General features: G+C 74.2%; 24 protein-coding genes. 6 read left to right on the forward strand and 18 right to left on the reverse strand.

The genetic code is table 11. The features are described 5' to 3' along the window. Positions 1-259: 259 nt before the first annotated feature. Complete coding sequence (locus tag BJ989_RS15690) at positions 260-1,810, reverse strand: recombinase family protein (RefSeq protein WP_179519003.1); 1,551 nt, start codon at positions 1,808-1,810, stop codon at positions 260-262. A gap of 243 nt (positions 1,811-2,053) precedes the next feature. Between BJ989_RS15690 and BJ989_RS15695 the strand changes: the two genes are divergently transcribed. Further along, complete coding sequence (locus tag BJ989_RS15695; protein WP_218848849.1) at positions 2,054-2,356, forward strand: DUF4406 domain-containing protein; 303 nt, start codon at positions 2,054-2,056, stop codon at positions 2,354-2,356. A 268-nt stretch (positions 2,357-2,624) separates the two neighbouring features. Here BJ989_RS15695 and BJ989_RS15700 read toward each other — a convergent pair whose 3' ends face one another. Both BJ989_RS15700 and BJ989_RS15705 read right to left on the reverse strand, forming a co-directional pair. Then, positions 2,625-4,169 (reverse strand): HNH endonuclease signature motif containing protein, encoded by a 1,545-nt coding sequence (locus BJ989_RS15700; protein ID WP_179519005.1) that lies wholly within the window; start codon positions 4,167-4,169, stop codon positions 2,625-2,627. A gap of 271 nt (positions 4,170-4,440) precedes the next feature. Beyond that, on the reverse strand, positions 4,441-4,947 hold the full coding sequence (locus tag BJ989_RS15705; protein ID WP_179519006.1) for a GNAT family N-acetyltransferase: 507 nt from the start codon (positions 4,945-4,947) through the stop codon (positions 4,441-4,443). Between the two features lie 61 nt (positions 4,948-5,008). Between BJ989_RS15705 and BJ989_RS15710 the strand changes: the two genes are divergently transcribed. From BJ989_RS15710 to BJ989_RS15720, 3 genes are read left to right on the forward strand one after another with little or no spacing between them, the layout of a single operon-like run. Continuing rightward, complete coding sequence (locus tag BJ989_RS15710) at positions 5,009-6,355, forward strand: ABC1 kinase family protein (RefSeq protein ID WP_218849559.1); 1,347 nt, start codon at positions 5,009-5,011, stop codon at positions 6,353-6,355. After that, entirely contained in the window at positions 6,352-7,242 is an 891-nt protein-coding gene (locus BJ989_RS15715) for an ABC transporter substrate-binding protein (protein ID WP_179519008.1), read from the forward strand. Before BJ989_RS15710 ends, BJ989_RS15715 begins: the two co-directional genes overlap by 4 nt. Continuing rightward, positions 7,239-7,634 carry a nuclear transport factor 2 family protein gene (locus BJ989_RS15720; RefSeq protein ID WP_179519009.1) on the forward strand — a complete coding sequence of 132 codons (396 nt, stop codon included), beginning with the start codon at positions 7,239-7,241 and terminating at the stop codon, positions 7,632-7,634. The genes BJ989_RS15715 and BJ989_RS15720 overlap by 4 nt, the downstream gene beginning before the upstream one ends. A gap of 17 nt (positions 7,635-7,651) precedes the next feature. Here BJ989_RS15720 and BJ989_RS15725 read toward each other — a convergent pair whose 3' ends face one another. From BJ989_RS15725 to BJ989_RS15755, 7 genes are all read right to left on the reverse strand, one after another. Beyond that, positions 7,652-7,972: an antibiotic biosynthesis monooxygenase gene (locus BJ989_RS15725; RefSeq protein ID WP_179519010.1), complete on the reverse strand. Its 321-nt coding sequence runs from the start codon at positions 7,970-7,972 to the stop codon at positions 7,652-7,654. 45 nt (positions 7,973-8,017) lie between these two features. Continuing rightward, entirely contained in the window at positions 8,018-8,755 is a 738-nt protein-coding gene (locus tag BJ989_RS15730; protein ID WP_179519011.1) for a hypothetical protein, read from the reverse strand. Between the two features lie 81 nt (positions 8,756-8,836). After that, positions 8,837-10,960 (reverse strand): vWA domain-containing protein, encoded by a 2,124-nt coding sequence (locus BJ989_RS15735; RefSeq protein WP_179519012.1) that lies wholly within the window; start codon positions 10,958-10,960, stop codon positions 8,837-8,839. Beyond that, positions 10,953-12,374 carry a MoxR family ATPase gene (locus BJ989_RS15740; protein ID WP_179519013.1) on the reverse strand — a complete coding sequence of 474 codons (1,422 nt, stop codon included), beginning with the start codon at positions 12,372-12,374 and terminating at the stop codon, positions 10,953-10,955. Before BJ989_RS15740 ends, BJ989_RS15735 begins: the two co-directional genes overlap by 8 nt. A 61-nt stretch (positions 12,375-12,435) precedes the next feature. Then, entirely contained in the window at positions 12,436-12,975 is a 540-nt protein-coding gene (locus BJ989_RS15745) for a mycothiol transferase (RefSeq protein ID WP_179519014.1), read from the reverse strand. Positions 12,976-13,204: 229 nt separating this feature from the next. Further along, positions 13,205-13,912 carry a response regulator transcription factor gene (locus BJ989_RS15750; protein WP_179519015.1) on the reverse strand — a complete coding sequence of 236 codons (708 nt, stop codon included), beginning with the start codon at positions 13,910-13,912 and terminating at the stop codon, positions 13,205-13,207. Between the two features lie 100 nt (positions 13,913-14,012). Continuing rightward, the gene (locus BJ989_RS15755) at positions 14,013-14,342 is read right to left on the reverse strand and encodes a pyridoxamine 5'-phosphate oxidase (RefSeq protein WP_179519016.1); all 330 of its coding nucleotides are present in this window, start codon (positions 14,340-14,342) and stop codon (positions 14,013-14,015) included. Between the two features lie 74 nt (positions 14,343-14,416). On the opposite strand from BJ989_RS15755, the gene BJ989_RS15760 reads away from it, so the two are divergent. Then, the gene (locus BJ989_RS15760) at positions 14,417-14,638 is read left to right on the forward strand and encodes a hypothetical protein (RefSeq protein ID WP_179519017.1); all 222 of its coding nucleotides are present in this window, start codon (positions 14,417-14,419) and stop codon (positions 14,636-14,638) included. A gap of 9 nt (positions 14,639-14,647) precedes the next feature. Beyond that, positions 14,648-15,067 (forward strand): YchJ family protein, encoded by a 420-nt coding sequence (locus BJ989_RS15765; protein ID WP_343049427.1) that lies wholly within the window; start codon positions 14,648-14,650, stop codon positions 15,065-15,067. On the opposite strand, the gene BJ989_RS15770 is transcribed toward BJ989_RS15765, so the two are convergent. From BJ989_RS15770 to BJ989_RS15805, 8 genes are all read right to left on the reverse strand, one after another. Then, positions 15,049-16,080, reverse strand: a complete 1,032-nt coding sequence (locus BJ989_RS15770; protein WP_179519018.1) for a YhjD/YihY/BrkB family envelope integrity protein — start codon at positions 16,078-16,080, stop codon at positions 15,049-15,051. The two genes, BJ989_RS15765 and BJ989_RS15770, sit on opposite strands and share 19 nt — an antisense overlap. Position 16,081: 1 nt before the next feature. Further along, on the reverse strand, positions 16,082-16,861 hold the full coding sequence (locus tag BJ989_RS15775) for a TSUP family transporter (RefSeq protein WP_179519019.1): 780 nt from the start codon (positions 16,859-16,861) through the stop codon (positions 16,082-16,084). 14 nt (positions 16,862-16,875) lie between these two features. Next, on the reverse strand, positions 16,876-17,535 hold the full coding sequence (locus tag BJ989_RS15780; protein WP_343049428.1) for a response regulator transcription factor: 660 nt from the start codon (positions 17,533-17,535) through the stop codon (positions 16,876-16,878). A 109-nt stretch (positions 17,536-17,644) separates the two neighbouring features. Next, a complete protein-coding gene (locus BJ989_RS15785) occupies positions 17,645-18,637 on the reverse strand; it encodes a glycine betaine ABC transporter substrate-binding protein (protein ID WP_179519021.1) in 993 nt (330 codons plus the stop codon). After that, on the reverse strand, positions 18,637-19,461 hold the full coding sequence (locus BJ989_RS15790; RefSeq protein ID WP_179519022.1) for an ABC transporter permease subunit: 825 nt from the start codon (positions 19,459-19,461) through the stop codon (positions 18,637-18,639). The genes BJ989_RS15785 and BJ989_RS15790 overlap by 1 nt, the downstream gene beginning before the upstream one ends. Continuing rightward, positions 19,458-20,675: an ABC transporter ATP-binding protein gene (locus BJ989_RS15795; RefSeq protein WP_179519023.1), complete on the reverse strand. Its 1,218-nt coding sequence runs from the start codon at positions 20,673-20,675 to the stop codon at positions 19,458-19,460. The genes BJ989_RS15790 and BJ989_RS15795 overlap by 4 nt, the downstream gene beginning before the upstream one ends. After that, a complete protein-coding gene (locus tag BJ989_RS17915; RefSeq protein ID WP_343049429.1) occupies positions 20,672-21,046 on the reverse strand; it encodes an ABC transporter permease in 375 nt (124 codons plus the stop codon). Before BJ989_RS17915 ends, BJ989_RS15795 begins: the two co-directional genes overlap by 4 nt. Before the next feature lie 439 nt (positions 21,047-21,485). After that, positions 21,486-22,886 carry a cystathionine beta-synthase gene (locus tag BJ989_RS15805; protein WP_425490019.1) on the reverse strand — a complete coding sequence of 467 codons (1,401 nt, stop codon included), beginning with the start codon at positions 22,884-22,886 and terminating at the stop codon, positions 21,486-21,488. Between the last annotated feature and the right edge of the window lie 45 nt (positions 22,887-22,931).

Raw genomic sequence — 22,931 nt, forward strand, 5'->3', positions numbered from 1 at the left:
ACCTCACGCTCCTCGCCCACCACGGCCTCGCCCGGCAGCTCGGCCGAGCGGGCTGGGTCTCGGAGTACCGCGACCCGCGAGACATCGTCGTCGAGCTCGGGGCCGCCGGTGTCGCCCATCAGCGCCGCCGGCAGCACGCCGACCAGCGGCAGTCCTACCTGCTCGAGGTGATCCGGCATCGGTTGCACCGCAAGTTCGGCGCCCCGCCCGCCCCCGTCGAGATTGCCCCCGCCGGGCCCTCGTGCCGTGCGACGAGGGATCAGGGCGTTTTCGAGGGGGATCGAGGCCCCCTGCCGGGGCGGAAGCCGATGCGAGCGAGTGCGGCGAGCTGCTCATCGCGCCGCGCTCGCAGGTCCTCGGACATCTCGCGCCAGACGACCTCGACTCGGCTGGCGTCCAAGCCGCGGCCGCGCCGTTCAGTGTGCGAGATGCGTACCGCCTCGACCTGCCCCAGGAGCAGTTGGCGGCGCGCCTCGGTGTCCCCTGCGCGCGCCCAGTCCTCGCGCAAGGTGGAGGAGGACACGCGGTAGGTGGGCTCCGTCTTCACACCCGCCTCTGCGTCCGCGCGCGCCTGCTTCTGGGCTCGCAGCCGTTCGGTCAAAGAGGCTAGGTCCGCGCCGTCCTCCTGCATCAGGTCCAAGGTCAACCTGATCTCCGCCTGAATGTTCTCGAGCAGCGTTCGATCGGGGCCGGCGGAGGCGACGGTGACCGTCACTCCCCGCTCCTCCCCCCGCTCCGCGAGCACAACATCGACGACGTGTTGTTCCAGGCTGGGGCGGTTGATGCCCACAGGTCGGGGGCATCCCTTCTGCTGGCACCTGTACTGGTGGTACTTCGAGGCGGCGGTCGCGCGGTACATCAGCCCCCCGCAGGAAGCGCAGCGGACGATGCCGTAGAGCAGAGCCACGTCCCTGCCCGCCCGTGGCCGAGAACCCGGCTGCTTGGCCCGGTCCAACATGGCGAGGAGTTGGCGGCGCTCCTCGACGCTGATGATGGCCACATCGGTGTCGACTACGGGCAGCCCGTCGTCCCCGCGGAGTACATCGCCCCGGACGGGGGTCATGCCCGCGAGCACCGGTGAACGGAGGATGGCTTCGACCGACGCGTCGTGCCAGTTCGCATGCTGCTGGTCGGCCTCCAGCCCGCCTCCCGCGGGGCGGCGTGGTCGGGTTGGCACCCCGGTCTCGGTGAGCCACTTGGTCAACGAGTAGAGACTCGCGCCCGCAAGGGCTCGATCCACGAGGACTTCGACGACCTCGACGCGGTCGGGGTCCTTCTCGAGGACGTACCCGGGCTCCGGCGAGGCGTTGCGGTTCCGCCAGCCGAAGGGTGGCCGCCCCCCCGTACGACGCCCCGCTTTCATGAGCGCCGCCCGGGAGGCGCGAACACGGGCCGAGATCGCCGCGGCCTCCATCTCCGCGAAGACCGCCATCATTGTCGCGAAGGCGCGACCCTGGGGGTCGGTCATGTCGATCGGGTCCTCGACGGCTACCAGGCCAGCGCCCCGACCCCGAAGCATCTCGTCGGCGTGAAGGAAGTCGAGTACGTTGCGCGCCAGGCGGTCGACCTTCCAGACGATCACGGCATCGATGGGCTGCGGCGAGTCAAGCAACGACCGCCAGCCCGGACGGTCCTCGGGCCGGTGCTTGGTCGCACTCACGCCCTCGTCCTTCTTCTCGTCGACAATCTCCCAGCCGCGGGATCGGGCGTACTGTCGACCTGCCTCGAACTGTCGGTCGATCGACACGGACTCTTCGGTCGAGACAGACAGACGGGCGTACAGCGCGACACGACGGACCTGACCATCCATGAGGGGAACGTACTACGTTGGAACCTCACTTCCGCCAGCAGTACCTCGCGAAGAACCCGTTCGGCTACCGCTGCCACGCCAACACCGGCGTGCGCTTCCCCGAGACGGCCTGACGTCGAAGCGACCGAGACCGACCTCCGCATGGTGAGCGTCGACGAGCCGCACAGCGCCGGCGGTGGGCCCCCTGGTGGGCGCCCTGGTGTGCCTCGTGGTGGGCCCCGCACCGTGGTGCTGTGCGGTTCGGTGCGCTTCCGGGACACCTTCGTCCGGGTCGCAGCCGAGCTGACGCGCGCCGGGCACACGGTGCTGTTGCCGACCTTCCTCGAGCCGGGTGCGGAGCTCGGAGCCGACAATCGCGCCCGGCTGGGCCGCGCGCACCTCGCACGTGTCGCGACCGCCGACGAGGTCCTCGTGGTCGACGTGGGCGGCCACGTCGGGGAGAGCACCCGCCGCGAGATCGCCCACGCCCGCTCCCGCGGGGTGCCGGTGCGGTTCCTGGAGGGGGACGGTCGGTCTGCCGGGGCTGGTTCGCTGGGCGCCACCTGATCCTCGAAGCCGTGGAGCGGCCTTGTCCGGTGGTCGCGCAGGGCCGATGCCACCGCCCGGTGGTCGAGCAGGGGCCGCCAGGCCCGTGTCGAGACCCCCGCACCGAGGGGCCCGAGGGGGCCAGGCAGCACTAGGAGCCCGTCACCCCGGGGGTGGAGTGCGGGCTGTCGTCGCGTGCTAGACCAAGGAGCCCGTGGCACGCCGCCTTCGTTGGTCGAGCAGGGCCGCCAGGCCCGTGTCGAGACCACCGTGAGGTTCGAGCAGCGCGTCAGTCCGCGGGTGCGGGTGGACCGGTGTCGGCCTCGTGCGGCGGAGCAGCATCACGGGACGGCCCGGCGTCGGGTGGTCCGGTGTCATGCGCGAGGGGTCCGTCGAGTGGCCCGTCGAGTGGTCGGGTGCCGGTGTGGTCGCGCAGGTAGTGCGCCCCGTGCGGTGACCGCCAGAGCCAGGCGCCGGCGCCTGCGGGTGTGAGGGTCCAGTGGGTGGCGGCGTGGCCGTGGGTCTTCAACCGGTGGTGCGGCCGGCACAGCGGCGCGATGTTGCACGAGCAGGTCGGCCCACCCGCATCCGGGACGGCAGGGTCGAAGGGGACGGCGTGGTCGTGGTCGCACCTGCGGGCGGCGCGTCCGCACCACGGGAACACGCACGCCAGGTGGGTCAGAGCCGTCTGGTGGGCCAGGCGGCGTGGCACCTCGTAGGCCTCGGTGTGCACCGCTTCCGCGAGGTCGATCACGGGCAGCACCGTGACGTGCGGCGCCACCCCGTCGATGCCGGCGGTGGTGAGCCAGTCGCGGATCGCGGTCGCCGACACCGGTGCCCGGGTCTCCTCCACCCGACCCACCGCCCCGTCCCCGGCAGCCAGACGACCGGGAAACATCGAGGTGCGCAGCACCGCGTCGGACAGGTGCAGGTGCAGCAGATACCTCCGTCGCTGCCGCGGCGACGACCGACCCGCAGGAGTCTCGGGGGTCTCGACACGCTCGCCAGGGCTCGCTGCTCGACCCCCGCCCGCGGTCACCAGCTCGAGGGTGCCCTGCGCGGACGCGCCGTCAGAGCCACGGACCACGAGGTTCAGCAGCGCCTGCGCCGACAACGGTCCCGGCTCAGCCGTGGCACCCAGGGCACGCAGCCGCTGCTTCTCCTCCGTGACGGCGTCGTGGATGGCGATCCCGTCGGGCAGGTCGAAACACCCGCTCGCGTCCACCGTCCCCGTCAAGTCATCGCCGGGACGACCGTCGAGGTGCACCTCGAACCGCCGCTGCTCGCGGGCCTCGGCCCGGGCCAGCTCCGCCTCATCGGGCATGAACCGCGCCAACGCTTCCGCGACCAGCCGCTCCAGCGCGGTGACACCGATGGTCTGCGCCACCGGTGCCACGTGGCGGTCCACCCACCCGGCTGCCTCAGGGGTCAGGTCTCTGCCGAGCACCATCCGCGCAACCAATCGGGCACGCCACCCGTCCACCCGATGCGCCTGCACCGCGTCCCACAACCGGGGCAGGAGGTGGCGGCACACGAGTGCTTGGCCGAGGTAGGCGGCACCCGAGGCTGTGGACCGCCCCAGCCGGGACGCGAACTCCGCCACCGCGAACTCCGTCACCCCCGGCCCATAGGCACCGGCAATCTTGAGTGCGGTGTCGCCATAGGTACCGGCCACCGTCGCCGCATCGAGGGCGTCGGCGGGGTGCAGGTCCGCCCACGCACACGCAGCCCGCATCAGCTCCGCGTCGACCACGCGGGCGTCGGCGACCAGCGCGCCGGCATGATCGAGCACCGCGATCGCGGTGTCGAGCTCGGGTGCCGGGCTGGTGGTCATGAGAGGAGTCAAGCAGCCACCACCGACAGTCACCGGCGGCGTGGATCCGGCTGTGGACAACAGATCCGGGGCGCCGGCCTGTGCACGGGATGTGGGTCTCGAGACGGCCCGAGCGGGCCTCCTCGACCAGCCGAGCACCACGTCGGTGGGCGGGTCACCGGGTCTCGACACGCTCGTCAACGCTCGATGCTCGACCAGCGGTGGAACAGGTCGGTGGGCCCGTCACCGGGTCTCGACACGCTCGATGCTCGACCAGCGGGGGGCGCTGCGGTCAGACCTCGCGCTCCATCCAGACGGAGTCGGGCCAGCCCTCGCGGCGGCCGGGTTCGCGGGCGGCCTCGCGGAAGCCGTGGCGAGCGTAGAAGGTGGCGGCGCGGAGGTTGCCGTCGACGTACTCCAGACGCACCCGACGCCCCGGAGGCACCACGGCCAAGAGCGCCTGCAGGACCTGCCCGCCGAGGCCGTCGGCCTGGTGGTCGGGGCGCACGTAGAGCCGCCAGATGACCGGCACCTCCGGAGCCAGGTCGACGTTGCCGGTGCCCACGACCAGCCAGCCCTGCTCGTCGGCGACCTCCGCCACGACGTACGTCGTCTGCGCGAGGCTCTCCTCGACGGCCTCGACCGACCACAGCCGCTCGAGGCCGTCGCGCACGTAGGCCTCGCCCGCGAAGGCGTAGGTGGCAGGCCACGCGGCGTGGCCGACGCGGCGGATCGCGTCGCGGTCCGCGGGTGTCGCGCGCCGCACGCGCACCGCACCCGGTGCCGGCTGGTCTGCCATGGCCCCAGCCTCCCAGAGACCTGGCGGCCCGGAAGGGTGACCCCTTGCCCCGCCCGCGATGATGGGGGGTGTGACCGAGCTCCCGCGCAAGGCAGCAGCCCGCACCGCCCGGCTCGCGGCGCTGCCGCTGGGCTACGCCGGCCGCAACGCCGTGGGGCTGGGCAAGCGCCTCGCCGGGCGCCCGGGCGAGGCGGTGATGAGCGAGATCCAGCAGCGCACCGCGGAGCAGCTCTTCCGCACCCTCGGCGAGCTCAAGGGTGGTGCGATGAAGCTCGGCCAGGCGTTGTCGGTCTTCGAGTCGGTGCTGCCCGAGGAGATGGCCGGTCCCTACCGCGAGCAGCTGACCCGGCTGCAGGACTCCGCCCCGCCGATGCCGACCAGCACCGTGCGCTCGATCCTCGCGGCCGAGCTCGGCGCCGACTGGCAGGAGCGGTTGGTGTGGCTCGACGGCGGGCCCACCGCGTCGGCCTCCATCGGCCAGGTGCACAAGGGCCGCTGGCACGACGGCCGCGAGGTCGCGGTCAAGGTGCAGTACCCCGGCGCCGGCGACGCCCTGCGCTCCGACCTCAAGCAGCTGATCCGCCTCGCGCGCACGATCGGGCCGGCCTTCCCCGGCGTCGAGATCAAGCCGCTGGTCGCCGAGATGCAGGCCCGCACCGAGGAGGAGCTCGACTACCGCCTCGAGGCCGAGGCGCAGCGCACCTTCGCCGAGGCCTTCCGCGACGACCCCCACATCGCCGTGCCCGACGTCGTCGCGGTCGGCGAGACGGTGCTCGTCACCGAGTGGCTGGAGAGCCCCTCCTCGCTCGCCGCCGTCATCCGCGACGGCACGCAGGAAGAGCGCGACCACTACGGCGAGCTCTACGTCCGCTTCCTCTTCGAGGGCCCGCGCCGCACCGGCCTGCTCCACGCCGACCCCCACCCCGGCAACTTCCGCGTGCTGCCCGGGCCCGGCGGGGAGCCGGGCCGCATGGGCGTCCTCGACTACGGCGCCGTCGCGCGGCTGCCGGAGGGCCGGCTGCCCGACGCGATGGGCCGGCTCATCCGCGTCGCCTCCGAGGAGGACAGCGCCGGGCTGATGGCCGGGCTGCGCCGCGAGGGCTTCGTCAAGGAGCGCATCAACCTCGACCCCGACCTCGTCCTCGACTACCTCGCCCCCTTCGTCGAGCCCACCCGCGTCGAGCGCTTCCGCTTCAGCCGGGAGTGGATCCGCGAGCAGTTCCAGCGCATCAACGACCCCCGCTCCGAGGGCTACACGATCGCGATCAAGCTCAACCTGCCGCCGTCCTACCTCCTGATCCACCGCACCTGGCTCGGCGGCATCGGCGTGCTCTGCCAGCTCGGCGCGGAGGCGCCCTTCCGGCAGATCATGGAGGAGTCGCTGCCGGGCTTCGCGGACGCGTCGTGACCCGGCCCGCGACCGAGCCCACCGACGCACGTCGACCCCCGGCGCAGCGGGTCGTGTCGCTGCTGCCGTCGGCCACCGACGTGCTGACCGCGCTGGGAGCGGGCGACGCGCTCGTCGGCGTCACCTTCGAGTGCGACGTGCCTGCCGGCCTCGACCCGCGGGTGGTGTCGTCCACGACCCTGCCCGAGGGGCTCGCGCCGGCCGAGATCGACGCCCGCGTCTCGGCTGCCGCGGCGGCCGGCGAGGACCTCTACCGCCTGCACACCGACGCGCTGGCCGACCTCGACGCCGACCTCGTCATCACCCAGGACCTCTGCGCCGTCTGCGCCGTCGACGCCGGCACGGTCGGCGAGGCGCTCGCCCACCTCGGCACCGACGCCGACGTGCTGACCCTCGACCCCCGCACGCTCGACGACGTGCTCGACACGGTCGCCACGGTCGGCCGGGCCATCGGCCGCGAGGACGCGGCCGCCGCGCTCGTGCTCGACCTGCGGGCCCGCCTCGACGCCGTGGTGCGCCGGGTGGCCGGCCGCCCGCGCCCGCGCGTGGTCGTCCTGGAGTGGACCGACCCGCCCTTCGGGCCCGGTCACTGGATCCCCGAGATGGTCGAGCTGGCCGGCGGCGCGTGCGTGCTCGGCTGGCCGGGCGAGCGCTCGCGGCCGACCACCTTCGACGACGTGGCCGCGGCCCGGCCCGACGTCGTGGTGGTCGCCCCGTGCGGCTACGACCTCGCCCAGGCGCGCGCCTTGGCCGACGACCTCGTCGAGCGCGGCGTGCTGCCGGCCGGCGTGCCCGTGGCGGCCGTCGACGCCGATGCCCACTGGGTGCGTCCCGGCCCCGGCCTCGTCGGCGGGGTCGAGGAGCTCTCTGCGATCCTGCACCCGTGAGCGACTCGCCCGACCTCGACGCCTGCCTCGCGCGCTGGCACGCCCTCGTCGCCGATCCCGACCCCGCGGCGCTCGCGGCGCAGGTCCACCCCGACGCGGTCTTCCGCTCACCTGCGGTCCACCGCCCGCAGGAGGGCGGCGCGCTCGTCACGGCCTACCTCACCGCGGCGCTGCGCGTGCTCGGCCCGTCGATCACCTACCACCGGGAGTGGCGACGCGAGACCGGCGCGGTGCTGGAGTTCACCGCGCTGCTCGGCGACCGCGAGGTGCACGGCACCGACGTCGTGGAGTGGGGCGCCGACGGCCTGATCCGCGACTTCACCGTGCTGGTGCGCCCGCTGTCAGGCCTCACGGCGCTCGTCGAGAGGATGGCCGCCGAGCTCGCGCGCTGACGGCCGGGAGCGTCAGGTCAGCCGACCTGGAACTCGCCCAGCTCGTCCCAGTGGTCGCCCTCCAGCAGCACGTTGCGGATCCTCGGCGTCTCCGCGACGTACTGCGGCAGCTCGGCCTGCGCCTTGCGGAAGTGCGCCGACGTCACGTGGGCCTCGGCCGCGTCGTCGCGGAAGGCCTCGATCAGGACGTACTCGTGGGGGTCGTCGACGCTGCGCGACCACTCGAAGAACAGGTTGCCCTCCTCGGCCCGCGTGGCCTCGGTGAACTCCCGGGTCAGCTCGACCCAGTCGTCGGCGTGCTCGGGCTTCACCTTCCACTTGACGCAGATGAAGATCACGGGGGCTCCTCCTCGAGGGCGTACGGCGCTGCGTGCGGTCCGACCCTAGCCAGCGGCCGGTCGGTCGACGGGGTCGTGGTCGTGGAGCGTGCTGCCGCGCCGGCGCGGCAACGTCCACGTCAGCATGCCGGCGAAGCGGGGGTAGAGCGCCTCGACGACCGCGTCGTCCTCCCCCGCCGCGACAGCACCGCCGGGGAGCGCTGCCAGCGCCGCGCGCCCCTGCCGCTCGAGGCGAGCCCCGACCAGCAGCGCGCGCACCCGACCGGCGAGCCCCGCCAGCGCGGCGAGGAGGAGCAGCAGCCCGAGCACGGCGAAGGCGCCGAACACCCAGGTCACGAGGTCGCCGGCACCGCCGGTCTCCTCGACGCCGGCGCCCATGGACCAGTCCGCGTCGAGGCCGAGCGGCGCCGCCGGGTCGGCGAGCACCGGCTCGTCGGCCGCGAACGGTCCGACCCCCATCGCGGTGAGGGCCACGACCGGGACGGCGGTGAAGGTCCCGGCGACGAGCACGCCGGCCACCGAGCCACCGACGCCCGGACGCAGCAACCGCGGGTCGGTCGGGTGGCTCAGGCCGCGCCGCCCGTCCTCCTGCAGCAGGCGGCCGAGCGCGACGCGGGTGACCGCGACCTGCCGCTCGTCGGCGCCTCGGGTCTCCTCGAGCAGGCGGCGAGCGGCCGGCACGGCGCCGGAGCGGATCGCCGCCCCGGTGCGGCCCGCGACGTGCGCCGGCCAGCTGGGCTGGCCGGGCTGGCCGGGCTGGAACGAGTGCGTCTGGTCGTGCACGGTGCTCCCCCGAGTCTCCGCCGCGCGGCGGTCGGCAGCATCATGCCCCGTCGGCCGGGTCCGACACGTGCGGGGCCGGCCTCAGCCTGCCCACCAGCCGCGACCACCACCGCCCCAGCGACCGAAGAGGTCGCCGTAGCCGCCGCCGGCGGGCCCACCGCCGGCGCCGCCGGGCCCGCCGCGCCCGCGGGAGCCGAGGTAGCTGCCGACCACGGCCGCGCCGAGGTCGTCGAGCTCGGGGGCGACCACGTGGCCCTCGACCCGGCGGGCCATCTGCTCGACGAACCGCGCGAGGCCGGGGTCCTCCCCCAAGCGGAAGAAGGTCGTCTGCGCGCCGAGCCGACCGGCGGCGTCCAGCTCGCGCACCGAGAGCGCGATCGTGAGCGGGTGCGGCGGGTAGTCGAAGAGCACCTCGCCGTCGGGCTCGAGGTGGGCGGTGGGCTCGCCGTCGGTGACGACGAGCAGCACCGGCTGGGCGTTCGGGTGCTTGCGGAAGTGGCGGTTGGCCAGCAGCAGGGCGTGGTGGAGGTTGGTGCCCTTGTCCCAGACGGGCTCCAGCCCGGTGAGCTCCTCGACGTCCATCACCTGCGCGTGGCGGCCGAAGCCGACGAGCTGCAGCGCGTCGCCGCGGAAGCGGGTGCTGATCAGCGTGTGCAGCGCCAGGGCGGTGCGCTTCATCGGCACCCACCGGCCGTCCATCGCCATCGAGAAGGAGGTGTCGACGAGCAGCGCCACGCACGCCTGCGTGCGGGCCTCGGTCTCGGAGACCTCGACGTCGCGGATGTCGAGGCGCACCGACGGGCGCCCGGTGACGGGGTCGCGTCGCAGGCCGCCCGGCTCGCCGGCGGAGCGCACGACGGCGTTGGTGATGCTGCGGGTGACGTCCCAGGGCTCGGTGTCGCCGAACTGCCACTCGCGGCTCGCCCCCGTCAGCTCCCCGGAGGCGCCGGCGCGGCGGATGTCGCGGGCACCCTGGCGCCCCGACATCCGGGTGGCGACGTCGCGCAGCAGCGCCTTCCCGAGCTGGCGCATCGCCTTCGGCGAGAGCCGGGTGGTGCCGTCGCTGGCGCGCTGGAGGTAGCCCGAGTCGCGCAGCGCCCGCTCGAGCTCGGCGAGCCGGCGCGCCTCGACCGCGGAGTCCTCCCCCAGCTGCCGGGCGAGGGCGTCGAGGTCGACGTCGTCCATGCGCGCCCCGCCGTAGGACTGGCTGAGCTGCTCGGCGAGGGCGTCGAGGTCGGCGAGGTCCTGGAAGACACCGGTGCCGTCGCCGAGGCCGAGGCCCTCCTCGCCCTGCATCCGCTCGGAGCCCGACCAGTCCTCGCCCGGGCGCAGGGCCTGCAGCTGACCGTCGAGGCGGGCCAGCTGCTCCTGCAGCGCCGGGCTGCCGAAGGCCTGCGCCGACAGCTCGGCGAGCTCGCGACGCTGCTCGGCGCTCATCGAGTTGAGCATCCGCTGCGCGGCGGCGGCGCGCTGGGCGAGCGCGTCCAGCAGCTCGTCGACGTCGCCGGGCCGCTCCGGGAAGAAGTCGCCGTGGCGGTCCATGAACCGCTCGAAGTCCTCGGGGGTGTCCTCACCCCGCCCGTGCTTCTCCAGCAGGTCGTTGAGGTCGGCGAGCATCTGCTGCACGGCGGCGCGGTCCTCGTCGGTGGCGCCCTCGAGCGCCTGCTTCATCCCGGCGAAACGCTGGTCGAGCGCCTCGCGGCCCAGCAGGTCCTTGATCTGCTCGAAGGTCTCGCGGGCCTCGCTCGAGGCCCAGTCGTAGGACGCCAGCTCGCTCACCGCGGCGGCCGGGCTGGGTGGCAGCGCGTCGAGCCGGAGCTCGCGGAAGGCCCGGTCGCCGTCGTCCATCTCGACGTCGCGCGCCAGCTGTCCGCGCTCCTGCCGCACGGCGGTCTCGAGGAGCTCCTGCACCTCCTGCAGGGTGCCGTCGAGGCGGTGGCGCTGGGCGAGGTCGCGGCGCTTCTCCGCGACCCTGCGGGCCAGCTCGTCGAGACCGACGTGGTCGCGGCCACCGCGGCGCAGGTGCTCGCGCATCGCGCGCTCGGGGCTGTAGCCGGCCATCACGTCCTCGCCGATGGCGTCCAGCGCCTCGGCGAGGTCGACCGGGGGCGCGAGCGGGTCGGGGCCGCCGCGGTAGCGCCCGTAGCGCGACCGGTGGCCCGCCCCCCGGCGTCGCCGGTCGTCGGCCGCGCCCGCGTCAGCCATAGACGGTCTCGCCGTCGCCGGACTCCTTGGCGACCTTGCGGGCCAGGAAGAGGCCTTCGAGGGCGAGCTCGACCGCACTCGCCCGGGTGCCCTCGTCGTGGGCGTCGAGGCGGGCGGCGAGCGCGTCGTACAGGTCGCTCTCGCCGGCGCCGGTGGGCGGGAGCGGCGGCAGGCCCGCCAGCAGGTCGCGGGCGCTGACCTGCTCGCCCGTCGTCACGCTCGCGCCGGCCTCGATCGCCTCGACCAGCGGGCCGAGGTCGAGCCCGCGGAAGCGGCTGCGGACGGTCTCGGCGGTGGCGGTGCGCAGCAGGTGCTCGAGCACCTGGCGCTCGCGGCCCTCCTCGCCGGTCTCGAACTCGATCTTGCCGCCGAGCACGTCGACGGCCGTCTCGAGGTCGACGACCCGGGCCACCGCCCGCTCCTCGCCCTGCGTGGTCGCGCGGTGCAGCGCCGCGGCCGCGACCGTCTCGGCACCGGCGATGGCGAAGCGGGCCGAGACCCCGGAGCGCTGGTCGACCGAGCTGGACTGCCGCAGGGCGCGGGTGAAGCGCGCGAGCACCTCGACGAGGGCGTCGGGCACCTCGGCGACCATGGCCGCCTCCTGCCGGATCACCGCGACCTCGTCCTCGAGCGCGAGCGGGTAGTGCGTGCGGATCTCGGCGCCGAAGCGGTCCTTCAGCGGGGTGATGATGCGCCCGCGGTTGGTGTAGTCCTCGGGGTTGGCGCTCGCCACGACGAGCACGTCGAGCGGTAGCCGCAGCACGTAGCCGCGCACCTGGACGTCGCGCTCCTCCATCACGTTCAGCATCGCGACCTGGATGCGCTCGGCCAGGTCGGGCAGCTCGTTGATCGCCACGATGCCGCGGTGGCTGCGCGGCACCAGGCCGAAGTGGATCGTCTCGGGGTCGCCGAGCGAGCGGCCCTCGGCCACCTTGACCGGGTCGACGTCGCCGATGAGGTCGGCGACGGAGGTGTCCGGCGTGGCGAGCTTCTCGGCGTAGCGCTCGTCGCGGTGCACCCACACCACCGGCAGGTCGTCGCCGAGCTCGGCGGCGCGCCGCTGCGAGACCGGGCTGATCGGCTCGTAGGGGTGCTCGCGCAGCTCCGAGCCCTCGATCGCCGGCACCCACTCGTCGAGCAGGCCGACCAGGGTGCGCAGCAGCCGGGTCTTGCCCTGGCCGCGCTCGCCGAGCAGCACGACGTCGTGGCCCGCGATCAGCGCCCGCTCGAGCTGGGGCACGACGGTGGTGCCGAAGCCGTGCAGTCCGGGCCAGGGGTCGCGGCCCTCGGCGAGCGCGGCCAGCAGGTTGGCCCGCAGCTCCTCGCGCACCGAGCGCTGCTCGTGCCCGGAGGCGCGCAGCGCGCCGAGCGTGGTGGGGGCAGGACGACTGGCTGGGGTGCTCGCCTCGGTCACGCCGCCACGCTACTGCCGCTCCGCAACAGCCCGGCCCGGGTGCCGCGGCGCCCACGCCCGGCTAGCTCCCGGTGGTCCCGTCGAGCGCCTCGCGCAGGAAGTCGGCGTGACCGAGGTGGCGGGCGTACTCCTCGACGAGGTGGACGAGCACCCACCGCAGGCTGGCCCGCTGCGCCGGGTCGTCGTGGCGGCCGTGGACGCAGAGCCGGTCGAGCGCGGCGGCCCCGTCGGCCGCCACGACCGCCGCGACGCGGGCGCGGGACTCCACGACGGCCTCCTCCCAGCGGCGCCGCAGCACGCCGTCGGCGACGTCGGGGGCGGTCGTGAGCTCCCAGTCGCGGTCGGCGTCCCAGTCGGCGGAGGCCCACGGCTCGGCGAGCGGGAGGCCGTGCAGCACATGGGTGGTCCACCAGTGCTCGACGAAGGCGAGGTGGTGCAGGAGGCCGCCGAGCGTCAGCGACGACGGGGCCAGCGCGGTGTGCAGCTGGTCGTGGTCGAGCCCGGCGGCCTTCAGCCGCAGGGTGTCGCGCTGGTGGTCGAGGAAGCCTGTCAGGGTCGCGAGCTCGTCGCCGGCCAGCGGCGCCTCGGTGCGGTCGTCCACCGGGCGAGGCTAGCGCGCGCCGGCCTTGAGCCGGCGCTGCTGCGACGCGGGGGCGACGTTGCGGAGTCGGCGGTCCCGGGCTTGAGCCGGGCTGGGGAGACTGGTGCCCGTGCCGGGATCCGGGTCAGCCCCACTCGCCCCGGCCGAGGAGGACCCGCGCGGCCACCTGCCCCGAGACCGGTGGCCGCGCGGGACCACCGACCGCACGCTCGACGTGCGCGGGTGAGCCTCAGACGGCTTCCATGCGGTAGCCGACGCCCCGCACGGTGCGGATGAGCCGGGTCTCGCCCTTGCCGTCGCCGAGCTTGCGGCGCAGGTTGCCGATGTGGACCTCGACGAGGTGGGTGTCGTTGACCCACTCGTTGCCCCACACCGAGCGCAGCAGCGCCTCGCGGCTCCACACCCGGGCCGGGGTGCGCATCAGCTCGGTGAGCAGGTCGAACTCGGTGCGGGTGAGGGCGAGCTCCTCGCCGTCGCGCAGCGCGCGCCGCCCGTCGACGTCGACGGTGAGGACGCCGTGGCGCAGCACCTCGGAGTCGTCGTCGGCCGCGACCGCCGCACCCCGGCGCGGGCGGCGGAACATCGCGTTGACGCGGGCCTTCAGCTCGCGCGGCGAGAAGGGCTTGCCCAGGAAGTCGTCGGCACCGGTCTCGAGGCCGATGAGCCGGTCGACCTCCTCGTTGCGGGCGGTCACCATGACGATGTAGGCGTCGCTGAACTCCCGGATGCGCCGGCAGGCCTCGATGCCGTCGAAGCCCGGCAGCCCGAGGTCGAGGGTGATGAGGTCGGGGTCGGCGCTGCGCGCCGCGTCGACGGCCTCGCGACCGTCGGCGGCCGAGGTCACCTCGAAGCCCTGCGAGGTGAGCGTCAGCGCGATGAGCTCGCGGATGTCGGCGTCGTCCTCGACGACCAGCGCCTTGCGGTCCACGTTCTCCATGCGGGCATGATGCCAGAGCCCCCGCACGAGGGTCAGTCGCCTCGCGGGGCGGTGCTGCCGGGGCGCGGGCGGCACCGGGCGGCGGCGGGTGTGCGCGCCTTCAGGCGTGGGAGCGGTGCAGCACCGCCGAGGTCGCCACCAGGACGACGTCGTCGCCGTCCACCTCGGCGCGGCCGTCGACCAGCAGCGAGTGCGCGGCCGGGTCGGTAGGCGCGAAGAGCAGCGTCGCCTCCGGGTTGTCCTGCACGTTCAGCACCGTGCCGCGCCCCGGGCCCGGCAGCCGCACCCGGCCGCCCTCCACGACCGGCGCCACGCTCACCGCCTTGACCCGTCCGGCGCGCTCGCCGTTGCGCGGCGTGGTGAGCAGGAAGGCCTGCTCGAAGCCGGCCACCGCGGCCGGCAGGTCGGCCACGTCGACGGGGATGCTCACTGCGGCCCTCGGGTGCTCACCCGCCGAGACTAGACCGCGGGTGACCCGCGCGGGGGGTGGCTCGTTGTCCGGGCATGACCAGCCTGGGCACCGCCTCCCCGGACCCCCACCTGCTGCTCGCCGCCGCGCTCGGCGTGCTCGTCGTCGTCGCGGTCGTGCTCGCGGAGCGCGCCGCGCACCGCCGCGAGGTGCACGCACGTCGCGTGGTGCTCGCCGCCCACGACTCCCGGCTCCGAGCCCTCGCCCCGGCGCAGGTGGACGCGGCCTTCGAGCGCCTGGTGGCGCGCCACCGCTAGCGTCGAGGGGTGCCCGACCCCTCGCCCACCGACCGCTCCCCCGGGGACCCCTTCGCGCCCGCCGCCTGCCCGTGCGGCCGCCCCGCGGCGTACGACGCCTGCTGCGGCCCGCTGCACCGCGGCTCCCGCCCGGCGGCGACCGCGGAGGAGCTGATGCGCTCGCGCTACAGCGCCTACGCCCGGGGCGAGGCCGACCACCTCTTCCGCACCTGGCACCCGCGGACCCGCCCGACCGACGTCACCACCGACCGCGGCCTGCGGTGGACCGGGCTGACCGTGCTCGACACCGTCGCGGGCGGCGTCGACGACGAGGAGGGCGTGGTGGAGTTCGAGGCGCGCTGGGACTCACCCGCAGGCCCCGGACGGCTGCGTGAGCGCAGCCGCTTCGTGCGGCGCGGCGGGCGGTGGGTCTACCTCGACGGCTCCTGAGCGGGCTCCTCGGACGGGCCTGCGGGCGGGCGCGCGCGGGCGCGCTCGTCGAAGCTCACCGTGACGGTCTCGAAGCCCTTGTGCCGCTGCGCGCGGGCGTAGAGCGCGTAGGCGCGTCGGTCGGCGTCGGTGAGCTCGACGGCGTCGGTGAACGGCGTCAGCAGCGCCCGCGGCCACAGCCGTCGCGCCAGGACGACGTTGACCTCCATGCCGAGCACCGCCATGGCCGCGGCGAGGTAGATGATGCCGATCAGCCCGAGGACGAGCGCGAAGGTGCCGTTCACGTCGGTGGTCGCCGCGATGACCCGGGTGGCGTAGAGCGCGCCGAGGTACTGCAGGGCCTGCCACAGGACCGCGACGGTGAGCGCCCCCGGCACCGCGGCCACCCACGGGTGCTGGCGGGCGGCGGCGAAGCGGAAGAACACGGTGAGCATCGCCGCGAGCGCGAGCAGCGCGCCGAGCTGCACCAGCAGCCGCGCGGTGCCGTCCAGGCGGTCGTCGAGCAGGTCGGTCGCGGCGCTCAGCGCGGAGAAGACGGTGAGCGAGAGCACCGCGACGCCCGCGGTGATGAGCAGCAGCAGGCTCTTCAGCCGCAGCAGCACCGGGTTGGGGCGGCTGTTGCGCGGCACCGACCAGGCGACGTTCATGGCGTTCTGCAGCGACTGCCCGAGGCCGAGGGAGCCGTAGAGCGCGGCCAGCCCGCCCACGACGATGGCCGCGGTCGAGCCCTGCAGCCCGTCGGGGCGGCCGAGCTGGTCGCCGACGATCGGGAACTGGCTCAGCGCCGAGTCGAGCACCCGCTCCTCGAGGCGGGGGTCGCCCTGCAGCACGAAGCCGAGGATCGAGCTGGAGAGCAGCAGCAGCGGGAAGATCGCGATGAAGGCGTAGTAGGTCAGCGCCGCGGCGAGGTAGTTGCCCTGGTCGTCGAAGTACTTGTAGACGACCGCGAGCGGCACCCCCACCAGCGGCACGCGCTGCTGGAAGCGGTCGAGGCGCTGGTCGAGCCGCGCCACCTCACAGCCTCCCGAGGACGTCGGCGCCGATCTTCACGATGAAGGCACCCACGACCAGGACGAAGAAGACGCGCACGAAGCCGCCGCCGTGGTGCACCGCCAGGCGCGCCCCGGCGTACGCCCCCAGCACGTTGGCGGCCCCCATGAGCAGGCCGACGCCCCACAGCACCGCGCCCTGCGGCACGAAGACCACCAGCGCGGCGACGTTGGTGGCCCAGTTGGCCAGCCGCGCCTTCGCGGAGGCCTCCAGGAAGGCGTAGCCCAGGAGCCCGACGAGGGTGAAGACGAAGAAGGAGCCGGTGCCGGGCCCGAGCGCGCCGTCGTAGAAGCCGATCAGCAGCCCCGTCGCCATGGCGACCGCGGCGTGGCGCCGGCCCGCGAAGCGCAGCCGGGTGACGGCGCCGATCGAGGGCTTGAAGAGCACGTAGGCCCCGACGAGCACCAGCACGACCAGGACGATGGGGTCGAAGGCGGAGCGCGGGATGAGCGAGGCGACCAGCGCACCGAGGGCCGAGCCGACGAAGGCGAGGAGCATCAGCGGGCCGAAGGTGCGCGGGTCGGGACGCACCCGGTTCCAGTACGTCGCGGCGCTCACGGTCGTGCCGCACACCGAGGCCAGCTTGTTGGTGGCGAGCAGCTGCACCGGCGAGGCTCCGGGCAGCCCGATGAGCAGGGCGGGCAGCTGGATCAGCCCGCCGCCGCCGACCACGGCGTCGACGAAGCCGGCCGCGAGGGCCGCGAGGCCGAGCAGCAGGACGACCTCGGTGGTGGGATCCCCCACCTCAGGCCCCCACGTCAGGCCGAGCGCTCGTCGTCGCCGGGCCCGAGGATGCGCAGGTGGTCGGGCAGGAAGCCGTGGGCGATGGCCCACCGCACGGCCTGGCTGCGGCGCACGACGCCCATCTTCTTGTAGGCCGTGCGGATGTAGGTCTTCACGGAGTTGATGGAGAGGAAGGCCTTGTCGGCGATCTCCTGGTTGGACAGGCCCTGGGCGAGCAGCGTCACGATCTCCGACTCGCGCTCGGTCAGGCCGGCCTCGCGACCGGGCCACTCGTGCTCGCGGGGCGCCGGGTCGGCCTCCACGCCCGTCTCGGTGACCACCTCGCCGCGGGCGACCCGCTCGAGGGCCTCGACGACGACGTCGGCGGGGAGGCTCTTGGTGAGGTAGCCCTGGGCACCGCGCCGCAGCGCGTCCTGCACGAGCTCGGGCTGGGCGTTCCACGAGTAGACCACCACCGCGGCGCCCCCACGGGTGAGCCGGCTGAGCTCCATCCGGTCGCCCTGCGGCTGGCTGAAGGAGTCGTAGAGGACGACGTCGACGTCGCTCAGCACCGGCATCCTGCTGTCGAGCTCGACGACGGAGACGCGCTCGGCGAAGGGCTCCAGCATGGCCGCGAGCCCGCGCACCACGACCTCGTAGTCGTTGGAGATCGCGACCCTCAGCGGCTTCTGCACGAGCCGGAGCATAGCCGGGGCCCGGGGGGCCCGCCGCCGGCGCGGACGACGGCGGTGGCCGGGTCCGGCCAGCCACCGGAGGCGGCCAGCGCGGCGTCCGGCGGGCCGCTCACTCCACGAAGCCCTCCTGCCGCAACCACTCCTCGGCCACCGCGACCGGCTCGCGGCCCTCCACGTCGATCTGCGCGTTGAGCTCGAGCAGCACCTCGTCGGTCAGCTGCGCGGCCACCGGCTCCACGAGGTCGGCGATGGCCGGGTGCTGCTCGAGCACCGGCTCGCGCACCACGAGGGAGATGTTGTAGTTCGGGAAGTAGGAGCGGTCGTCCTCCAGGACCGCGAGGTCGAGGGCCAGGATGCGGCCGTCGGTGGTGAACACCTCGCCGAAGGCGCACTCCCCCTGCGCGGTCGCGGCGTAGATCGCGCCGGTCTGGTAGACCTGGATGTTCTCCCGGGGCGTGGCCTGGCCGAGCGGCACGTCGTAGGTCCGGAGCATGCCGGGCAGGCCGTCGGGCCGGTTCTGGAACTCCGACTCGACGCAGAAGGTGCGCTCCGGCGCCGGCACCTCGGAGAGCTGCGAGAGCTTCGTGATGCCGTAGCGCTCCTGGGTCTCCTGAGTCACCGCGAAGCCGTAGGTGTTGTTCGCCGGGGTCGGCGGCAGCCACACGAGGTCGTTCTCCTCGAGGTCGGCCTCGGCCACGGCGGCGTACTGCTCCTGCTCGCCCTTCACGGGCTCGTCGCGCCCGAGGTAGGAGATCCAGGCGGTGCCGGTGTACTCCCACATCGCGTCGACCTGGCCCTGCAGGTGCGCCTGCCGGGCGGAGTTGCTGCCCGGGATGTTGGTGAGGTCGGTGACCTCGGCGCCGGCGGCCCTGAAGAGGATCAGCACGATCTTGCCGAGCAGGATGTTCTCGGAGAAGTTCTTCGACCCCACGGCGATGTCGGCGCCCTCGAGCTCGCCGGCGAGGTCGTCGAGCGGGCCGGCGAGCTCGGCCTCCGGCACGATGCCGCCGGCGGTGGCCAGCCCGCAGCCGGTGGGCAGCGCGAGCGCGAGCAGGGCGGCGAGGCCGGCGACGGCACGGGTACGACGGGTGCGCGCGCGCATCACAGCCCCCGCGGGGAGAGCAGGACCTCGGCGAGCCGCCCGAGCCACTCCACGAGCAGGGCGAGGAGGGCGACGAGCACGGCGCCCGCCACGGTGAGCTCGGGGCGGAAGAGGTTGACGCCGGTGGTGATGAGGCCGCCGAGCCCGCCGGCTGCGATGAAGGTCACGAGCGTGGCGGTGCCGACCGCCAGGACCAGCGAGGTGCGGATGCCCGCCATGACCACGGGGAGCGCCAGCGGCAGCTCGACCCGGGCCAGGACGGCGAGCGGCGACATGCCCATGCCGCGCCCGGCCTCGACCAGCGTGCGGTCGACGCCCTCCAGCCCGGTGATGGTGTTGCGCAGCACCGGGAGCAGGCCGTAGAGCGCGACGGCGAGCACGCCGGTCCAGAAGCCGAAGCCCAGCCAGATCGCGAGCAGCACGACGAGCCCGATCGACGGGGCCGCCTGGCCGGCGTTGGCGACGCCCACCACCAGCGGAGCGGCGCGGCGGAAGCGTGGCCGGGTCACGAGGATCCCGAGCGGAACGGCCGTCACCACGACCGCCACGCCGACGGCGGCGGTGATGCGGACGTGCTCCCAGGTCGCCGTGGTGATCGCGCGCCAGGCCAGCGCGCTCTGCTCGACCGAGTCGAGGTCGGCGCTCTGGCGCCACAGCGCGAAGGCGCCGAAGCCCGCAGCCACCAGCAGGGGCGGCAGCACGAGCAGCAGCCGCGTCTCGCGGTCGAGGCGCCGGCGCCCCGGGGACGGGCCGGGGCCGGCGTCGGGGGCGGCGGGGGCCGGGGCCGGCCCGGCGGCCGAGGGCGCCGTGGTCGTGGCGCTCACGCGGTCTCCCCCGCGTGCCGCTCGGCCTGCTCCTCGAGGGCGCGCACGTGGTCGGTGACGGCGTGGAAGTCGACCACCCCGAGGAACCGGTCGCGATCCCCGGTGACCACGGCGGCCCCGTGACTGCTCGAGAGCATGGTGTCGAGCGCGTCGTTGAGCGTGGCGCGCTGGTCGACGGTCAGCAGGTCGCCGGTCGGCTCCACGACGGTCTCGCCGTGCAGCTGCCGCAGCCACGGCCAGCCGCGCGGGCGATCGCGGTCGTCGAGGACGACGACCGTGCGGTCGCCCGCGGCTTCGGCACGGCGCCGCACGTCAGCCGTGGACTCCCCGATGCGGGCGGTCGTCTGCTGGCGCAGGTCGACGTCGTCGACCCGGGCCAGCGAGAGCTGCTTGAGCGTGGAGCCGGAGCCCACGAAGTCGCTCACGAAGTCGTCCGCCGGCGAGGCGAGCACGACCTCGGGGGTGTCGTACTGGGCGACGTGGCCGCCCTCGCGCAGGATGACGATGCGGTCGCCGAGCTTGATCGCCTCGTCGATGTCGTGGGTGACGATGAGGATCGTCTTGCGCAGCTCGCGCTGGATGCTGAGCAGCTCGTCCTGCAGCCGCTGGCGCGTGATCGGGTCGACGGCACCGAAGGGCTCGTCCATCAGCACGACCGGCGGGTCGGCGGCCAGGCCGCGCGCGACGCCCACGCGCTGCTGCTGCCCGCCGGAGAGCTCGCGGGGGTAGCGACCGCGGTAGCGGTCGGGGTCGAGGCCCACCAGGTCGAGCAGCTCGGTGACCCGCTCGGCGGTGCGGCGCTTGTCCCACCCCAGCATCTTCGGGACGAGCGAGACGTTCTTCTCGACCGTCATGTGGGGGAAGAGGCTGCCGCCCTGGATGACGTAGCCGACCTCGCGCCGCAGCGCGTCGGCGGAGCGCTGCCGCACGTCGGCGCCGTCGATGAGGATGGTGCCCGAGGTCGGCTCGATGAGGCGGTTGACCATCTTGAGCGAGGTGGTCTTGCCGCAGCCCGACGGACCGACGAGCACGACGATCTCGCCCGCCGGCACGGTCAAGGAGAGCGAGTCGACGGCCGGTGACTGCTGGCCCGGGTAGCGCTTCGTCACCTGCTCGAGCCGGATCTCGGCCCCGCTGACGCCGGGCCGGCCGGCGTCCTCCCTGGCCCCCGCTCCGGTGCCCGTGGTGCTCGACGTGGTGCTCGTGCTCGTCATCCGGTGATCCCCTTCGAGGTGGTGAGCCGCCCGAGCAGCAGGAGCAGGGCGTCGGCGAGGAGCGCGACGACGACGATGCCGATGGTCCCGACGAGGGCGTAGTCGAGGGCGTTGGCGCCGCCGATCTGGCCCAGGCCGGTGAAGATGAAGCCGCCCAGGCCGGGGCCGAGGATGAACGCGGCGATCGCCGCGATGCCCATCGTCATCTGGGTGGAGGTGCGGATCCCGGCGAGGATGACCGGCCACGCCAGCGGCAACCGCACCCGCCACAGCACGGCGGCCGCGCCCATGCCCATGCCGCGCGCCGACTCCAGCAGGGTCGGGTCGACCTCGCGCAGCCCGACGACGGCGTTGCGCAGGATCGGGAGCACGGCGTAGAAGGCGACCGCGACGAACGCCGAGATCGGCTGGATGCCGTCAGCGCCAGCATCAGGCCGACGAGCGCGAAGCCGGGGACGGTCAGGCCGATCGCGCTCAGCGCGTTGAGCACCCCCTGCAGCGCCGGCACACGCATCGCGAGCACGGCGAGGCCGACGGCGACGACGGTGCCGAGCAGCACGGCCTGCGCGACCAGGTTGAGGTGCTGCAGCGCGTTGAACCAGATCAGGTCCTGGCGCTCCTGCACGAACTCCCACACGACGCACGCACCTCCGTGGGGCACCGGACCCCTGCGGCGACCCCACCCGGGCGATCGGGACGCCCGGGACCTCCTACCGAAGCACGGTCACCCGTCCGGGTGGACCACCCCGGACGGGTGGGACGGGTGTGACGTCGGTGCCCGGAGCCGGGCGTCGGCGCAGGCGCCCTCCGTCAGTCGCGGGTCAGGAACGCCAGCAGGTCCTGCCGCGTGAGCACGCCGACCGGCTTGCCTTCCTCGTGCACGAGCACGGCGTCGGCGCGCTCGAGCATCGGCACCGCGTCGCGGGCCGCCTCACTCGACCCGATCGTGGGCAGCGGCGGCGACATGTGGTCCTCGACGGGGTCGGCGAGTCGGGCGGAGCCGGCGAAGAGGGCGTCGAGGAGGGCCCGCTCGGAGACCGACCCGGCGACCTCGGCGGCGACCACCGGCGGCTCGGCGCGCACGACGGGCATCTGGGACACGCCGTACTCCTGGAGGATGTGGACCGCCTCGGCGATGGTCTCGCTCGGGTGCGTGTGGACGAGGTCGGGCAGTCGCCCGCTCTTGCCGCGCAGCACCTCGCCGACCGTGCGGGTGCCCTCGTCGCCCGAAGTCGTGGCGAAGCCGTAGGACGCCAGCCAGTCGTCGCTGAAGATCTTGGAGAGGTAGCCGCGGCCGGAGTCGGGCAGCAGCACGACCACCACGGCGTCGCGGCCCTCGGGGGTGCCGGCGAGCTCGTGGGCGACCTGCCGCGCGGCGTACGCCGCCATGCCGCAGGAGCCCCCGACCAGCAGGGCCTCCTCCCGGGCGAGGCGACGGGTGAAGGCGAAGGAGTCGGCGTCGGAGACCTCGATGACGCGGTCGGCCACGGTGCGGTCGTAGGTCTCCGGCCAGAAGTCCTCGCCGACGCCCTCGACGAGGTAGGGCCGGCCGGTGCCGCCGGAGTAGACCGAGCCGGCCGGGTCGGCCCCGATGACCTGCACCGCGGGGTTCTGCTCCTTGAGGTAGCGACCGACGCCGCTGATGGTGCCGCCGGTGCCCATGCCGGTGACGAAGTGCGTGATGCGGCCCTCGGTCTGGCGCCAGATCTCGGGACCGGTGGTCTCGTAGTGCGAGCGGGGGTTGTGGGGGTTGGAGTACTGGTCGGGCTTCCACGCGCCGGGCTGCGAGGCCAGCCGGTCGGACACGTTGTAGTAGGAGTCCGGGTGCTCCGGGGCGACGGCGGTCGGGCAGACCACGACCTCCGCGCCGTAGGCCTTGAGGACGTTGCGCTTGTCCTCGCTGACCTTGTCGGGGCACACGAAGACGCACCTGTAGCCCTTCTCCTGCGCGACCATCGCCAGGCCGACGCCGGTGTTGCCCGAGGTCGGCTCCACGATGGTGCCGCCGGGCTGCAGGGCACCGGAGGCCTCGGCGGCCTCGATCATCCGGGTGGCGATGCGGTCCTTCACGCTGCCGCCGGGGTTGAGGTACTCGACCTTGGCGAGCACGAGGGGGCCCTGGTCGTCGCCGTCGCCCCGGGGTGCCAGGTCGAGGGTCCGACGCAGCCGCACCAGCGGGGTGTCGCCGATGAGGTCGATGACGGAGTTCACGTAGTCCACGTCGCCAGGCTAGGCCGTCGTCACCCCTCCGGCGGA

This window comes from Nocardioides perillae, assembly GCF_013409425.1.
In the GTDB taxonomy this organism is placed as follows: Bacteria; Actinomycetota; Actinomycetes; order Propionibacteriales; family Nocardioidaceae; genus Nocardioides; species Nocardioides perillae.

What these genes read in the sequence shown, in the direction of transcription:
- BJ989_RS15690 (WP_179519003.1), bottom strand. Translation starts at nt 1,810, where the DNA reads ATGGATGGTCAGGTCCGTCGTGTCGCGCTGTACGCCCGTCTGTCTGTC.
- BJ989_RS15700 (WP_179519005.1), bottom strand. Translation starts at nt 4,169, where the DNA reads ATGACCACCAGCCCGGCACCCGAGCTCGACACCGCGATCGCGGTGCTC.
- BJ989_RS15705 (WP_179519006.1), bottom strand. Translation starts at nt 4,947, where the DNA reads ATGGCAGACCAGCCGGCACCGGGTGCGGTGCGCGTGCGGCGCGCGACA.
- BJ989_RS15710 (WP_218849559.1), top strand. Translation starts at nt 5,009, where the DNA reads ATGGGGGGTGTGACCGAGCTCCCGCGCAAGGCAGCAGCCCGCACCGCC.
- BJ989_RS15735 (WP_179519012.1), bottom strand. Translation starts at nt 10,960, where the DNA reads ATGGCTGACGCGGGCGCGGCCGACGACCGGCGACGCCGGGGGGCGGGC.
- BJ989_RS15750 (WP_179519015.1), bottom strand. Translation starts at nt 13,912, where the DNA reads ATGGAGAACGTGGACCGCAAGGCGCTGGTCGTCGAGGACGACGCCGAC.
- BJ989_RS15760 (WP_179519017.1), top strand. Translation starts at nt 14,417, where the DNA reads ATGACCAGCCTGGGCACCGCCTCCCCGGACCCCCACCTGCTGCTCGCC.
- BJ989_RS15785 (WP_179519021.1), bottom strand. Translation starts at nt 18,637, where the DNA reads ATGCGCGCGCGCACCCGTCGTACCCGTGCCGTCGCCGGCCTCGCCGCC.
- BJ989_RS15795 (WP_179519023.1), bottom strand. Translation starts at nt 20,675, where the DNA reads ATGACGAGCACGAGCACCACGTCGAGCACCACGGGCACCGGAGCGGGG.